This window comes from Flavobacterium sp. T50_26, from assembly GCF_057652995.1.
In genome coordinates, this window is record NZ_JBYFCC010000009.1 from 123,050 (window position 1) to 139,471 (window position 16,422).

At 32.0% G+C, this 16,422-nt stretch carries 14 protein-coding genes; 13 read left to right on the forward strand and 1 reads right to left on the reverse strand.

From position 1 onward, the window contains the following. Window positions 1-55: 55 nt before the first annotated feature. The 3 genes from metF (at window position 56) to AC23MC_RS07235 (ending at window position 2,907) form a co-directional block, all read left to right on the forward strand. Entirely contained in the window at window positions 56-1,012 is a 957-nt protein-coding gene (gene metF / locus AC23MC_RS07225) for a methylenetetrahydrofolate reductase [NAD(P)H] (protein ID WP_487567744.1), read from the forward strand. A gap of 67 nt (window positions 1,013-1,079) precedes the next feature. Continuing rightward, complete coding sequence (locus AC23MC_RS07230) at window positions 1,080-2,165, forward strand: acyloxyacyl hydrolase (protein ID WP_487567730.1); 1,086 nt, start codon at window positions 1,080-1,082, stop codon at window positions 2,163-2,165. 4 nt (window positions 2,166-2,169) lie between these two features. Beyond that, a complete protein-coding gene (locus AC23MC_RS07235; RefSeq protein WP_487567731.1) occupies window positions 2,170-2,907 on the forward strand; it encodes a head GIN domain-containing protein in 738 nt (245 codons plus the stop codon). Here the strand turns inward: AC23MC_RS07235 and gldA are convergent, their stop codons facing one another. Further along, complete coding sequence (gldA, locus tag AC23MC_RS07240; protein WP_487567732.1) at window positions 2,908-3,807, reverse strand: gliding motility-associated ABC transporter ATP-binding subunit GldA; 900 nt, start codon at window positions 3,805-3,807, stop codon at window positions 2,908-2,910. Between the two features lie 260 nt (window positions 3,808-4,067). On the opposite strand from gldA, the gene AC23MC_RS07245 reads away from it, so the two are divergent. The 10 genes from AC23MC_RS07245 to AC23MC_RS07290 all read left to right on the forward strand — a co-directional run bounded on the left by AC23MC_RS07245 (window position 4,068) and on the right by AC23MC_RS07290 (window position 16,157). After that, window positions 4,068-4,895, forward strand: coding sequence for a prephenate dehydratase (locus tag AC23MC_RS07245; protein WP_487567733.1), 828 nt, complete (start codon window positions 4,068-4,070; stop codon window positions 4,893-4,895). Continuing rightward, window positions 4,892-6,037 (forward strand): pyridoxal phosphate-dependent aminotransferase, encoded by a 1,146-nt coding sequence (locus tag AC23MC_RS07250; RefSeq protein WP_487567734.1) that lies wholly within the window; start codon window positions 4,892-4,894, stop codon window positions 6,035-6,037. The genes AC23MC_RS07245 and AC23MC_RS07250 overlap by 4 nt, the downstream gene beginning before the upstream one ends. A gap of 1 nt (window position 6,038) precedes the next feature. Next, window positions 6,039-6,878 (forward strand): prephenate dehydrogenase, encoded by an 840-nt coding sequence (locus tag AC23MC_RS07255; protein WP_487567735.1) that lies wholly within the window; start codon window positions 6,039-6,041, stop codon window positions 6,876-6,878. A gap of 58 nt (window positions 6,879-6,936) precedes the next feature. Beyond that, on the forward strand, window positions 6,937-8,019 hold the full coding sequence (locus tag AC23MC_RS07260) for a chorismate mutase (protein WP_487567736.1): 1,083 nt from the start codon (window positions 6,937-6,939) through the stop codon (window positions 8,017-8,019). 26 nt (window positions 8,020-8,045) lie between these two features. Further along, window positions 8,046-9,014: a ribosome small subunit-dependent GTPase A gene (gene rsgA / locus AC23MC_RS07265; protein WP_487567737.1), complete on the forward strand. Its 969-nt coding sequence runs from the start codon at window positions 8,046-8,048 to the stop codon at window positions 9,012-9,014. A gap of 36 nt (window positions 9,015-9,050) precedes the next feature. Beyond that, a complete protein-coding gene (gene dtd, locus AC23MC_RS07270) occupies window positions 9,051-9,503 on the forward strand; it encodes a D-aminoacyl-tRNA deacylase (protein ID WP_487567738.1) in 453 nt (150 codons plus the stop codon). A gap of 112 nt (window positions 9,504-9,615) precedes the next feature. Next, entirely contained in the window at window positions 9,616-11,514 is a 1,899-nt protein-coding gene (locus AC23MC_RS07275; protein ID WP_487567739.1) for a DUF3858 domain-containing protein, read from the forward strand. 6 nt (window positions 11,515-11,520) lie between these two features. Next, window positions 11,521-13,539 carry a DUF3858 domain-containing protein gene (locus tag AC23MC_RS07280; RefSeq protein ID WP_487567740.1) on the forward strand — a complete coding sequence of 673 codons (2,019 nt, stop codon included), beginning with the start codon at window positions 11,521-11,523 and terminating at the stop codon, window positions 13,537-13,539. Window positions 13,540-13,543: 4 nt separating this feature from the next. Then, window positions 13,544-15,523 (forward strand): DUF3858 domain-containing protein, encoded by a 1,980-nt coding sequence (locus AC23MC_RS07285; RefSeq protein ID WP_487567741.1) that lies wholly within the window; start codon window positions 13,544-13,546, stop codon window positions 15,521-15,523. A 139-nt stretch (window positions 15,524-15,662) separates the two neighbouring features. After that, window positions 15,663-16,157 (forward strand): hypothetical protein, encoded by a 495-nt coding sequence (locus AC23MC_RS07290; protein ID WP_487567742.1) that lies wholly within the window; start codon window positions 15,663-15,665, stop codon window positions 16,155-16,157. The last annotated feature ends 265 nt before the right edge of the window (window positions 16,158-16,422 follow it).

The following is a 16,422-nucleotide window of genomic DNA, read 5'->3' on the forward strand; positions in this document are numbered from 1 at the left end:
CGTTGTCTGTTGTCCGTTATCGTTAACCGACAACCGACAACCGACAACCGAAATTATGAAAGTAACCCAACATATCGAAAACGCCCAAGGCAAACCTTTATTCTCATTTGAAATTTTACCACCATTAAAAGGTCAAAATATTCAATCTATTTTTGATTCGATTGATCCGTTGATGGAATTTAATCCGCCATTTATTGATGTCACATATCATCGGGAAGAATATGAATTCAAGGAATTACCAAGCGGATTATTACAAAAGAAAATTGTAAAAAAACGTCCCGGAACGGTTGGAATTTGTGCGGGAATTCAAAATAAATACGATGTGGATGCCATTCCGCATATTTTGTGTGGTGGTTTTACAAAAGAAGATACAGAGAATTTATTAATCGATTTAGATTTTTTAGGAATTGATAATGTCGTGGCATTGCGTGGAGATGCATTGAAAAACGAAATTTATTTCAGACCCGAAAAAGAAGGAAATGAATATGCCTCCGAATTGGTTACACAAATCCATAATTTAAATAAAGGAATTTATTTAGATGAAGATCTACAAAATTCATCGTGCACTAATTTTTGCATTGGCGTTGCCGGTTATCCCGAAAAACACATGGAAGCTCCAAGCGTTGACAGCGATATTCACTTTTTAAAACAAAAAATCAAAAACGGAGCCGATTACATTATTACTCAAATGTTTTTTGACAATAAACGCTTTTTTGAATTTGAAAAAAAATGCAGAGCAGCCGGAATCACTGTGCCAATTATACCGGGATTGAAACCAATTGCTACAAAAAAACAGTTGAACTTGATTCCGCATCGATTCAAAGTTGATTTGCCCGACGATTTGATTATGGCCGTCGTAAAAGCTAAAGACAACGAAGCTGTCAAACAAATAGGAATCGAGTGGTGTACCGCTCAAAGTAAAGAATTAGTGGCAGCCGGAATTCCGGTTTTGCATTATTATTCGATGGGAAAAGCAGAAAACATCAAAGCTATTGCGAAGGAAATATTTTAAAATCAATTCTTTCATAATATTTTCTTACTAATTTTATTCTGTTATATTTGCCGGAATAACTTTTAGAATGAGGAAACTTTACTTTTTATTATTGCTTTTTTCGGCATTTCTTTTTGCTCAGGAAAAAACAGAAACAACAGCCTTAGATGTTCAATATTTTAAAGGAAATGTTTTGCCTCACACAGACGATTTAGATTATTATCTACAAGGTCATCCCGATGGTGTTTTGGTGAGTTTGTACAAAAAAACATACGGTCATCAAGAGTGGGAAAGAGAATTTAACTATCCTGATTATGGAGGTTATTTTATTTTTCAAGATTTTAAAAATGATATTTTAGGAAAAGTTTACGGAGTAGGAGCTCATTATAATTTTTATTTTTTAAATCGAAAAGTTCAGTTTAAAATTGCACAAGGGGTGGCTTATACGACCGATCCGCATGACAAAGAAACAAATAGTAAAAACTTTGCTTTTGGGTCTAAAATTGTAGCAAACACGAATTTTGCGGTAAATTATTCCACTCCGCTTTTTGATCGATTTGAATTAAAAGCAGGTTTATTATTTACACATTTTTCTAACGGAAGAATTAAAGCACCAAACAGTGGAGTGAATTCGTATGGTGTAAACATAGGAGTTACTTATAATTTTGAAGAACCTCTTGAAAGACAAATTGATACTTTGCCAAAAGTTAAACTAACAGAGCCAATAAAATATAATCTTGTTTTAAGAACAGGAGTTAGTGAAAGTCCAATTATTGGTAGTGGTCAAAAGCCATTTTTTCATCCTGCTTTTTATATAGATAAACGAATAAGTAGAAAAAGTGCATTTCAATTAGGTACTGAGGTATTCTTAACAAATTCGTATAAAGAATTTATCAAATATCAGTCTATTGCTTATCCTGAAGAAAATGTTACGGCAGATACAGATTATAAAAGAGCTGGTGTTTTTATCGGTTATGAACTTTTTATTAATAGAATTTCGCTTGAAGCTCAAGTTGGATATTATGTTTATCAGCCTTACAAATCGGACATTCCAGTTTATGATCGATTGGGAATGAAATATTATATCACGAAAAAAATATTTACAGGATTATCCATTAAAACCCATATTTTCTTGGCAGAATCCATGGAGTTTGTAATGGGTGTAAGATTTTAAATTTATGAAAAAATTAATTTTAATAATCGTAATTACTGCTTTTTTTTACAATTGTGAAAAGCCCGGAGATTGTATAAAGTCTACTGGTGAAATAGTTACGAGAGAAGTGGAAGTGACTCCTTTTGAAACAGTTTTAGTTCACACTGGAATTGAATTAGTCATCAAACAAGGGTCGGAATATAAAGTAGAAGTCAAAACAGGTGAAAATTTAATTGATGATATTGAAGTAAAAGTTGAAAATAATACACTCACCTTAAAAGATAAAACAACCTGTAATTGGGTGCGAGATTATGGACAAACAACGGTTTATGTTACCGCACCAAGCTTAACAGATATTCACTCTAAAACAGAGAAAAATATTAAGTCTGATGGGGTGTTAACTTATCCTATAATTAGATTGTATGCAATGGATTTAACAGATGGTGCCGGAACCGGAGATTTTATTTTAAATATTGATAACGGTCAATTCGTAATAGCTAATAATAATGTTTCTCGCTTTTATATTTCCGGAAATACACAAGAAGCGTTGTTGAATTTTTATGACGGAAATGGTCGATTAGAAGCACAAAATTTGAACATAAATGTAGCCAAAGTATATCATAGAGGCTCAAATGATATGTTTATTAAACCTATTCAAAGTGTGGAAGGTGATTTGTTTAGCACCGGAAATTTAATATTATTAAACACTCCGCCGTCAGTAAATTTAACCGAACACTACCAAGGAAGAGTAATTTACAACTAATTATTTTTTCGTTTTTTCTCTGAAAATAGCTTCCAAATTTTTACTTTTCAGATGAATTTGTAGCGTTTTCAAACCATTTTCATTCGCAAAATCAAACAATTTTGAACGCATATCTTCCGACGATAAAAAAGTGATTTCCCAAATAGAATCAGTTATTTTTTTTGCTGATTTAAAGTTTGGTAAAATAGTTAGCAATTCTTCTGAAACGGATTTATCAAATTCCACTTCAATCACTTGTTCTTGTTCATCAGACATTAGTTTGTCTAATTTTTTATCGGTTACAATTTTACCGTTGTTGATGATAATGACACGATCACAAATGGCTTCCACTTCCTGCATAATGTGTGTGGAAAGAAAAACAGTTTTGTCTTTTCCGATGTTTTTTATCAAATCTCTAATCTCTACCAACTGATTCGGATCTAATCCTGTCGTTGGTTCATCTAAAATTAATACTTCCGGATTGTGCAATAAAGCAGTTGCCAAACCAACCCGTTGACGATATCCTTTTGATAATTGTCCTATTTTTTTGTGACTTTCAGGCGTTAAACCAGTCAATTCAATTACTTCCTGAATTCTGTTTTTAGAAACTTTATAAACATCAGCATTAAAGCTTAAATATTCCCGAACATATAAATCCAAATACAACGGATTGTGTTCCGGTAAATAGCCAACAATTTTTTGAACCTCTTGATTGGCATCCGATACATCAAAATTATTCACCGAAGCACTTCCTTCATCTGCTGTTATATAAGTAGTCAAAATTTTCATCAATGTCGATTTTCCGGCACCATTTGGACCCAAAAAACCAACAATTTCTCCTTTATTTACAGAAAATGAAATGTTATCTAATGCTTTTTGAGCACCATACATTTTTGAAATATTTTTAACTTCGATAGACATACGTAAAGATTTAAAGCAAAAGTAAAGTTTTTAACTCATTTTTTTTCTAAAAAGTATTTTGATTTAAATATTTTACTATATTAGCATTTCAAAATCACAACAAAAAGATGATTTCACATAACACATATTATTTTACTAATTTCTTTTATTTTTTCTTTTGGAAAAAATCGGGATTGGTATTGTGTTATGTAAGGTAAATTTTTTAATTCAAAAACAATATAAATCCCGATTCCATGTGAGTCGGGATTTTTTTATTTTATATGATAACAAAAATAGCAATACAAGGTATAAAAGGTTCATTTCATCATCAAGTGGCAGAAAATTATTTTTCCAAATCGATTGAGTTGGAAGAGTGCATGTCGTTTGAAAAATTGGTAAAAAATGTGCTAAATGACAAGTCAAGTCAAGGAATTATGGCTTTAGAAAATTCTATCGCCGGTTCTATTATTCCAAATTATGCTTTGATTGATGCCAACAATTTGCACATTATTGGTGAGTATTATTTAGACATTCATCACAACCTTTTGGCACTCAAAGGGCAAACAATTGAAGATATAAAAGAAGTGCAATCACACCCGATGGCGTTGTTGCAATGTGCAGTTTTCTTTTCAAATTATCCTCACATCAAATTAATAGAAAGTAGCGATACCGCCGAAACAGCCAAACGCATTCAAGAGCAAAAATTAGTTGGAGTTGCCGCAATTGCAAGTGTAAAAGCAGCGGATTTATACGATTTGGATATTGTGGCAAACGGAATTCATACCGTAAAAAATAACACCACACGTTTTGTCATTGTAAAATCGGTGAATAAAGAAATTCCGAAAAACGAAATCAATAAGGCTTCACTAAAATTTGAATTAGAAGATAAACCCGGCAACTTAGCCAATGTGTTGAAAATGATTAGCGATTGCCAATTAAATATGACCAAAATTCAATCATTACCCATTATTGAAACACCTTTTCAATATTCATTTTTTATTGATGTGGTTTTTGAAAATTACAAAAATTATGAAGAAGCAAAACAAAATTTACAACAAATGACCAGACATTTTAAAGTATTAGGCGAATATAAAAATGCACGACTATGATAGCAACTGCAGAACGATTAAATTCGGTTCAGGAATATTATTTTTCCAAAAAGTTGCGGGAAGTGAATCAGATGCTTTCCGAAGGAAAACCAATCATTAATATGGGAATCGGAAGTCCGGATTTATTGCCACATTTTTCTGTGGTCAATGCCATTCAGAATTCGATGAATGATAAAAAAGCTCACGAATATCAAAGTTATCAGGGTTTACCTGAACTGCGAAAAGCGATGGCGACATTCTATCAAAATCAATTCAATGTTTCGATGGATTTTGCTTCCGAAATTTTGCCTTTAATGGGCTCGAAAGAAGGAATTATGCATGTTTCAATGGCATTTTTGAATAAATCAGATGAGGTTTTAATTCCAAATCCGGGTTATCCAACGTATGCATCCGTAACTGAATTAGTTCAAGCAAAACCAGTTTTTTATGATTTAGTGGAAGAGAATAATTGGCTTCCCGATTTTGAAGCTCTTGAAAAATTAGATTTATCCAAAGTCAAAATTATGTGGGTTTGCTATCCGCATATGCCAACCGGAGCCAATGCTACGATTGAAGTTTTTGAAAAATTAATCGCTTTCGGAAAAAAGCATCACATTTTGATTGTCAATGATAATCCGTATAGTTTTGTTTTGAATGAAAATCCGATGTCGATTTTTCAGGTTGATGGAGCAAAAGAAATTGCTTTAGAACTCAATTCACTCAGCAAATCGTTCAATATGTCAGGATGGCGAGTAGGAATGATTTTAGGGAATAAAACTTTTCTAGAAGCCGTCTTAAAAGTTAAAAGTAATATGGATAGCGGTATGTTTTACGGCATTCAAAAAGGAGCAATCGAAGCATTAAATCTGGATAAAAATTGGTTTGAAAGTCAAAATGAAGTGTATACAAAACGAAGAAATTTGCTTTTTAAATTGGTTGAAAAATTAGGTTGTTCGTATGATAAAAAAAGTGTTGGTTTATTCATTTGGGCGAAACTTCCACAAGATGTAATTTCATCCGAAGGATTTATTGATACAATTTTGATTGAAAAGAATATTTTCATCACGCCCGGAACAATTTTCGGCAGTAATGGCGAAGGATACATTCGATTTTCATTATGTATCGAAGAAGAAAAAATTAAAGAAGCTCTAGCACGATTTTAGTATGAAAGTAACAATTATTGGTTTAGGATTAATTGGCGGTTCAATGGCTTTGGATATTCAACGATTGTATGAAAACGCCATAATTATCGGAATTGATTCAAATGAAAATCATCTTAACGAAGCAATATCATTAAGGTTAATTCATCAAAAAGGAAATTTAGACAATGGTTTTGATGGAGATTTTGTCATTTTGGCTGTTCCGGTTGATGTGGCTTTAGTAATTTTGCCTAGAATTTTGGATAACATTTCAGATAATACAATCGTAATTGATGTAGGTTCAACCAAAAAACCAATTTGTGAAGCAGTGGAAAATCATCCAAAAAGAAATAACTTTTTAGCCACACATCCAATTGCAGGAACCGAATTTTCAGGTCCAAAAGCAGCCATCGAAAATTTATTTGAAGACAAAGTAAATATTATCTGTGAAATTGAAAAAACAGCTTATAAAAAACAAGAAAAAGCATTAGAATTATTTCGAAATTTGAAAATGCGAATTCGGTATATGGAACCAAAATCACACGACAAACACATTGCTTATGTTTCGCATTTGTCGCATATTAGTTCCTTTATGCTCGGAAAAACGGTCATCGAAAAAGAAAAAGATGAAAAAGATATTTTTGATATGGCCGGTAGCGGATTTGAAAGTACCGTTCGATTAGCCAAAAGCTCACCGTCGATGTGGACACCGATTTTTAAACAAAACAAAAAACAAATCGTCAAATCATTAGATGAATATATTGCCAATTTATCATCCTTTAAATCTTTTTTAGAATCGGATGACTATGAAGCCATTTTTAATGAAATGAAAAACACAAACAGAATTAAAGAAATTTTAAAATAAACTGTTGTCAGTTGTCGGTTATCTGTTATCCGACAACTGACAACCGACAACCAAAACTATGGAAAACGATAAAAATTTAAAAAACTGGTTAACTGATTTTCAATTAGAACATCCGTTAGTAATTGCAGGACCTTGCAGTGCAGAAACCGAAGAACAAGTATTAAAAATTGCTCGTGAATTAAAAGACTCCGACGTAAGTATCTTTCGTGCCGGAATCTGGAAACCGCGAACTCGCCCCGGCGGATTTGAAGGGGTAGGAGCAATTGGATTGAATTGGTTGCAAAAAGCCAAAGCCGAAACGGGTTTGCTTATGGCCGTTGAAGTCGCCAATGCAGCTCACGTAAAATTAGCGTTGGAACACGATATTGATGTATTGTGGATTGGAGCTAGAACCACCGTAAACCCATTTGCTGTTCAAGAAATTGCCGATGCTTTAGAAGGAACTGATAAAATTGTACTGTTAAAAAATCCCGTTAACCCCGATTTGTCTTTGTGGATTGGTGGATTGGAACGATTGTACAATGCCAATATCAAAAAATTAGGCGTGATTCACCGTGGATTTTCAACGTATGAAAAAACAAAATACCGTAATAATCCGGAGTGGCAAATTGCCATTGATTTGCAAAACAGATTTCCCGATTTGCCATTGATTTGTGATCCTTCGCACATCACCGGAAAGCGAGATATGATTCAGGAAGTTTCGCAACAGGCGTTGGATTTGAACTATGACGGATTAATTATCGAAACACATATCGACCCAGATAATGCTTGGAGTGATGCGGCTCAACAAGTTACACCAACGGTTTTGAAACAAATTTTTCACGATTTACGCGTTCGGAAAGAAACCGATGAAGCTGATGATTATACGATGCGAATGAATAAATTACGGACACAAATCGACGAATTTGACAGTAAAATTCTCGAAATTTTAGGAGGAAGAATGAAAATTGCAGATCAAATCGGCGGATTAAAAAAAGAAAAGAATGTGGCTATTTTACAAAACAAAAGATGGCAGGAAATTTTGGATAAAATGATTTCAGAAGGAAGTCAGAAAGGGTTAAGCGAAGATTTTATTGTGCAACTTTTCAAAGCAATTCATCAAGAAAGTATCGATCATCAAGAGAAAATTATCAATTCTTGATTGATGAAAACGTGTATCTTTGTGGCATGACAGGAATCGTTTATAAATCTACCGGAAGTTGGTACACCGTTAAAGCCGAAAACAATCAATTTTATGATTGCAGGATTAAAGGGAAATTCCGTATGAAAGGAATCAAAAGTACCAACCCAATTGCGGTGGGCGATGTAGTGGATTTTGAAATTGATGAAACTTCTGATGCGATTACGGGAAGCATTCATAACATTCACGACAGAAAGAATTATATTGTTAGAAAATCGGTTAATCTTTCTAAGCAAACGCACATCATTGCATCCAATATTGATATTGTTTTTTTGTTGGTTACGATAAATAATCCAGTTACAACAACGAGTTTTATTGATCGATTTTTAGTTACTGCAGAAGCTTATCACATCAAAGCCGTATTGATTTTTAATAAAGTGGATACGTATGATGATGCCACTTTAGACGAACAATTGTTCCTGCAATATACTTATAATCAAATTGGTTATGAATGCCTTCGTGTTTCTGCCACAGCAAAAGAAGGATTAGACGAATTGAAGGAAATGATGGAAGGAAAAGTGTGTATGTTTTCCGGTCATTCCGGTGTTGGAAAATCAACATTAGTCAATGCTTTAGAGCCTAATCTGAATTTAAAAACAAAAGAAATATCCGATTTGCATCAACAGGGGCAACATACAACTACGTTTGCAGAAATGTTTGATTTGTCATTTAATTCAAAAATAATTGACACGCCCGGTATTCGCGGATTTGGTATTGTTGACATGGAAAAGTCAGAAATCAAAGGTTATTTTCCCGAGTTTTTTGAGTTGGAAGACCAATGCAAATTCAACAATTGTTTGCATAAAGACGAACCCAATTGTGCGATTAAAAATGCATTAGAAGAAGATAAAATCGCTTGGTCTCGCTATAAAAGTTACCTTCAAATTTTAGAAGGCGATGAAGAACAATACCGAAATGATATTTATGCTGATGGAAGAAATTCAGACTTAGACTAACCAATTACCTATCACCTTTCACCCATCACCAAAAAAATGAAAGCTGTCATCCAAAGAGTTTCACAATCATCTATAACAATTGAAGGAGAAGTTGTAGCTTCCATCCAAAAAGGGTTGTTAATTTTAGTTGGAATTGAAGATGCAGATATAAAAGAAGATATCGAATGGCTTTCGTCAAAAATTGTAAATCTTCGTATTTTTGGTGATGAAAATGATGTGATGAATTTATCTGTAAAAGAGGTTAATGGAGATATAATCATCGTAAGTCAATTTACACTTCATGCATTAACAAAAAAGGGCAATCGTCCGTCCTACATTAAAGCGGCAAAACCTGAAATTGCAATTCCGATTTACAATCAATTTATTCAACAAATTGAAAAAGATGTTGAAAAGAAAGTTCAAACCGGACAGTTTGGAGCGGACATGAAAGTAGCACTTGTAAATGATGGTCCGGTAACGATTGTAATTGATACAAAAAATAAGGAATAATCTTTGTTTTCTATTTCTTTTATTCTATTTTTGATGAATAGAGTTTCCAAAAACTGCACCCAAATTAATTACTACCATCCGAATGCTTTCGTTCGGAATTTTATGAATTTTTATGAAAAAAATAAGTTGGACTCTATTTCTTTATCTAGTTTTTTTAACATCTGTTGAAGCACAAATTTTTTCTGATTTTTTAATCCCAAAAGAGTTAAAGGAAAATGCAAATGCTTGTATTCGTTTACAAGAAACAGAAATCAATATACTTTCCAGAAGGTCAATGATCATCAAGTCAAAGCGAATTGTTACTGTTTTTAATGAATATGGTTTGCGTCATATGGATGCCTATCAAAATTATGATAAGAGTTTAAAAATCGTCTCTATTGAGGCCAAAATTTTAAATTCACTTGGTTCGGAAATTAAAAAAATAAAAAAGAAAGACTTCAGAGATCAAAGTGTGGCAGATGGAATTTCAGTTTATACAGACAATCGTGTTTTATATCTCGATTATACTCCAATATCCTATCCTTTTACTTTAGTTTTTGAATGTGAAGTAGAAACATCAAATACAGCTTTTATTCCGAGTTGGACACCTCTCGAAAATTATTTTTTAAGTACTGAAAAAAATAAAATTACTATAACTTATCCACAAGATTTAGGTTTTAAGTATAAAGAGGAAAATTTCGAAGGTTTTTCAATCCAGAAAACGGATGAATCCGGAAAATTATCATTTGAAGCTAATAATATTGAAGCAATCAGACAAGAAGACTATGCACCAAGTTTACGAAAATTTACACCAATTGCACTTTTAGGATTAAATAAATTTCATTTAGAAGGAGTTGATGGCGAAGCAGAAACTTGGAGAAGTTTTGGTTCTTGGGTTTACACAAATTTGTTAACTGGGACCGATGAACTTTCAGAAGAAACAAAATCTAAACTTAAAGCTCATGTTGGCAGTGAAACCGATCCATTAAAAATCACACAGAAGGTTTTCGAGTACGTTCAAAATAAAACGAGATATGTTAGTATTCAGATGGGAATAGGTGGATGGAAACCCATGCTAGCAAAAGATGTTGATAAATTAGGATATGGCGATTGTAAAGCACTTTCAAATTACACAAGGGCATTGTTAAAAGTTGTTGGTGTAGAGTCATACTATACAATTATTTATGGTGACAAATACAGAAGAGATATTACCCCTGATTTTGTTTCAATGCAAGGAAATCATGCAATATTATGTATTCCTTATCAAAACGAATTAAAATGGATGGAATGCACAGACCAAATTGTTCCATTTGATTTTCAAGCAAATTTTACAGATGATAGAAAAGCTTTACTTATAAAACCGGATGGAGGTGAAATTACAGATACAAAATCTTATTCAGAAAAAAACAATAGCCAAATCACGACTGGTAATTATTCATTAAATCAAAATGGTTCAATATCGGGCCAAGTGAAAATTAAATCATTAGGAACCCAATACGATAGAAAATATCTATTGGAAAGAAAATCCAAAGACGATTTAGACAAACACTATAAAAATTATTTCGGTACAATAAATAATCTGCAATTGAAAAATCCTGTTTTTAAAAATGACAAAGGTGCAATAGAATTTACAGAAAATATAGATTTAGAAGCAGAAAATTATGCGTCAAAAAGTGGTCCGCGATTACTATTTGCTTTAAATGCTTTCAATCAATATACATCAATTCCAAAACGATACAGAACTAGAAATTCACCTTTTGAAATTTCGAGAGGTTTTTATGATTATGACGACATAAATATTGATTTGCCAGAAAATTTTTCAATTGAGTCCATTCCGGAATCAGTAGAGTATCAAGAAAAATACGGTCATTATAAAACTGAGATTAAATTGAACGATAAAAAAGTGGTTTATAAACGTTCTTTAACCATAAACAAAGGGTTTTATTCTAAATCTGAATACGAAGAATATAGAAAATTTATAGAAAAAATTGCAAAAAACGATAACGCAAAATTGGTATTAATTCAAAATTAAACACACATGACATTCATTAAAAAAATTAGTAAAGTTTGTTTTTTCATGCTCTTTTCATTGTCTTGTTTTTGCCAAACATATGAATTAGGCAAAGTAACTGTTGCAGAGTTGGAAGAAAAGGAACATCCAACAGAAAAAGATGCTGAGGCAGCTGTTGTGTTTGATATTGGAAGAACGTATTTTAACTTCGACGTGAATAATGGGTTTCAAATGATAACCGAAGTAACATCTAAAATTAAAATTTACAAAAAAGAAGGTTATTCTTTTGGTGATATTGAAATTCCAATTTATATAGGCGGAAGCGAAAAAGAAAGTGTAGCTTTTTCAAAAGCATATACATATAATTTAGAAAAAGGAAAAGTTGAAAAAACTAAATTAAAAAGTGAAGGAGAATTTTTAGAGAAAACGAATAAATATTGGAATAAAGTAAAGATTTCAATGCCAAACGTAAAAGAGGGTTCTATTATTGAATATAAATATGTGTTAACATCTCCCTTTTTTTCAAATTTACCGGAGTGGTATTTTCAAAAAAGTATTCCTGTGAAATACTCAAAGTTTGAAACTGTAATTCCTGAATTTTATTATTACACACCAAGAACCAAAGGATACGTTTTACCCAAAGTTACAAGCACTTCTAAAACTACAACTTTTCATTATACAGATAAGGAAAAAGTTGGCAATTCTCGCTTTGCACAAACAAACTACTCAAACGAACAATTTGTTTATAAAGAAACAGTAACAACATACATTAGCGAAAACGTACCACTTATAAAACAAGAAGATTTTGTTAGTAACATTAAAAATTATACATCCGGTGTAAATCATGAATTAACATCAACTAATTTTCCAAACTCTCCCATAAAAAGCTTTTCCACATCATGGGAAGATGTATCTAAAAGTATTTATGATAATGAAAGCTTTGGTGCAGAAGTAAAGAAAACAGGTTATTTTGAAAGTGATTTAGATTTTGTTTTACAAGGAAAAAACACAAGAGATGAAAAAATTATTGCAGTGTTAGATTATGTAAAAAAACAAGTAAAATGGAATGAATATAATGGAATTTATTGTGATGATGGAGTTCGATTAGCCTATAAAAATAAAACAGGAAATGTAGCAGAAATTAATTTAATGTTGGTTTCAATGTTGCGATATGCCGGATTAGAAGCTAATCCAATTCTTGTGAGCACACAAGCAAATGGAATTCCTTTGTATCCATCCAGAACGTCATTTAATTATGTTATTGCAGCAGTTGAAATTGCTGATGATCTTATACTATTAGATGCAACTCATAAAAATAGTTTTCTTAACGTTTTGCCAACAAGAGTATTAAATTGGAATGGACGATTAATTAGAAAAGACGGCTCTTCTACGTTTGTTAACCTTTTACCCAAATTAATATCCAAAGAAAACTCTTTAGGCTTGTTATCCATTGAGGCAGACGGCAGTGTAAAAGGAAAAATAAGAACGCAATATTATGATTATAATGCCTTGCGATTTAGAGATCGATATACAAATCTAACAAAAGAAACTTATCTCGAATCATTAGAAAAAAAATTATCGAGTATAGAAATTGAAGAACATGCAATAGCAAATGAAAGTGATTTAAGTAAACCAATTAACGAAGAATTTCAATTTTCTCATACCGGGTTAACCGAAATAATTGGTGACAAAATTTATTTTACACCTTTATTGTTTTATGCTTTAAATGAAAACCCTTTTAAAGCAGATAAAAGAGATTATCCAATAGATTTTATATTTCCTCAAGAAGATAAATATACCCTAACATATAGCATTCCTGAAGGCTATGTGGTTGAGTATTTACCTAAGCCGTTAATGCTTTCAACAAGTGATAACTTGTTAAGCTACAGATTTAATGCTCAGGCTGTTGGAAATAAAGTGCAATTAAGTGTTTCTTTAAACATCAATGAGTCAGTTATTCTGCCCGATAAATATCTCGATATAAAAGATTTTTTCAAGAGAGTAGTAGAAAACCAATCAGAAAAAATAGTTTTGAAGAAAAGTTAGTTGCATGAATTTACAAAAATATACCCTGCTTCTGTTATTTCTAAATGCTTCATTATGTGCTCAAAATGTAGAATTTGGTAAAGTTACTAAACAAGAATTAGAAGAAAAATATCATCCAATTGACACAGCTGCAGGGGCAGCATTATTATTTAAAAAGGCAAAAACGCATTTTTATTACACCGAAAAAAAAGGATTTCAAAGTGAAACTCACTATGAAGTGAAACTAAAAATCTACAAAAAGGAAGGTCTTAATTGGGCAAACTATTCCATTCCATATTATATTGGTTGGAGTGAGCTTGAAAGTGATAACGTTTTTTTTTCAGAGATAGTAACCTATAATCTTGAAAACAATAAAATTGAAAAGACAAAACTATCTTCAAAAGGATTATTCAAAGAAAAAATAAACGAATATTGGATGAAAAAGACAATTACTTTTCCCAATGTTAAAGTGGGTTCTGTAATAGAATTTAAATATAAACTCGTTTCAGAAAACTTAGGTCGGCTTCCTGATTTTAAATTTCAAGAAATAATTCCCGTAAATTTTGCAGAATATAAATTAGAAGTCCCAGTGAATTATGCTTACAATACCACTTTACGAGGCTATTCAAAAATTGAACACGAATCGAAAGACGAAAGTTATACACAATCATTCACAGATAAGCACAACCTAACCAAACACTTAAGTTATATAATAAAAAAGCAGAAGTTTACACTCAAAAATATTCCCGCTTTAAAAGAAGAACCTTATGTAGATAATATCGAAAATTATCGCGTTACTATAGAGAATGAATTAAGCCAAGTTGCATTCCAAGATACACCCGTTAAAAAGTATGCAGAAACGTGGGATGATGTTGTAAAAAGTATTTCTAAAAATGAAAAATTTAGTAAAGAAATTCAAGCTAGAGGCTACTTTGAAGAAATAATAAAAAAGAGTTTTTCTTCGGATGAAAATAATTTAAACAAAGCAAAAATTATTTTTAATCATGTTAAAAGTAAGATAAAATGGAACGGAAATTTTGGATACTATCCCGAAATTGGCCTAAAAGAAGCATATCATAGCAATGTGGGAAATGTTGCAGACATAAATTTGAATCTCCTTATAATGCTTCGAAGTGCCGGAATTAATGCGTCACCGGTTCTAATAAGTACACGAAAAAACGGAAAAACGGCTTTTCCCAGTAGAGATGGTTTTGATTATTTGATTGTTTCGGCTAACATTGATAATAAACAAATTTTAATGGATGCAACAGATTTAAATTCAACGTTCAACATTTTACCAATTCGATGTCTAAATGGGTCCGGTAGAGCCATAAACATGGTAGAACAACATGAAGAAATAATTGTCAATCCAACAGACTTGTCAAAAACAACTACATTTGTTCAGGCCGAATTGCTTTCAGATGGAACCTTAAAAGGAAAAGTAAGATCGTCTAAAAGTGATTATCATGCTTATTTATTCAGAGATAAATATGGAAATAGTAATCAAGATGCATACTTAGAAAAGTTAGAAGCAGATAATAATCTAACAATTGAAGAATATAAAATTGAAAACGAAAAAGAATTGGAAAAAATGATAGTGGAAACATTTTCATTCTCAAATTCAAAAGTATCAAATCTAAGTGGAGATAAAATTATAGTTAACCCTCTATTATTCTACACCAATGAAATAAATCCTTTCAAGCAAGACATCAGAACAATGCCAATAGATTTTGTTTTTCCAAATCAAGAAAAATACATGATTAATATTGCCATACCAGAAGGTTATCAAATCGAATTTTTGCCAAAATCAACCACAACAATGTTAACAGACAAAAGTGTTTCTGTAAACTTCAATATTTCATCAGATAAAGATAAAATAATGATATTATCTATTTTTGATATAAATAAATCTTCGTTTGAACCCGAAGAATATGAAGATTTAAAAAACATTTTTAAAATTTACATCGAAAAACAAACGGAATCTATAATTCTGAAAAAAAAGTAACTACCCTCTCTTTTATAAAAATCTCGAAAGTACAAGTGTAGAAATCATTCTACACGAGCATAAATTTAGGCTTACAAATTATATACTTTAAAAAGCATAAGTTTAAAAAATATAATTTAATAACTTAAATCTTTACATTATGCCTTTTGACAATTTAAACAACGCCCATTACACACCCGAAGAAAGAACTGCAACAGCAGAAGCATTAACGGCTTTAGAAACTTTGCTTGCCGAAAAATTTAGAAATCTTTCGCCCGAAGAACGCAAAAAATACGGAAGCATTAACGAGCAAAACAAACTCATTGTAAACAAAGCAATGGACTACCGCAACAACCAACCCAACCTTAGCAGTGCCGATGTTGATTGGATAGAATTTCAAGCCGATTTTGATTCCAGAGCATTCATTCAAGCCACGATTGCACGACTACAAAGTTTGATTGACGGTTTAAACAACAACAAAATCCTGCACGATTACGACAATTATCAAGCGGCCTTAACCGACTACAGTTACAGCCAATACAAAGCAAGCACCAAAGTAGCAGGTTTTGAAACCAAGGTGAATGAAATGGCACAGTTTTTCAGCAGAACAGGAACAACAACAACACCAGATGCACCGGAGTTAACTGAAGAATAATTTTACAGAACAATTGATTTTAACCTCAATTCTAATCTCATTTTTTGTCATTTCGACGCAGGAGAAATCACATAAAGAAAATAAATTAAAGCAAAAAATATAATCTGATGTTTCCTTCGTCAACATGACACACGTTGACTTTATGCTTTCGACATTTTTGTCATTTTGACGAAGGAGAAATCACATTATTTAACGTGAGTTCGATATAAAATTACTGAAAAAGGATCAATTGTTTAGTGTCCACGAAGTTGTTTTTTAGAGATGG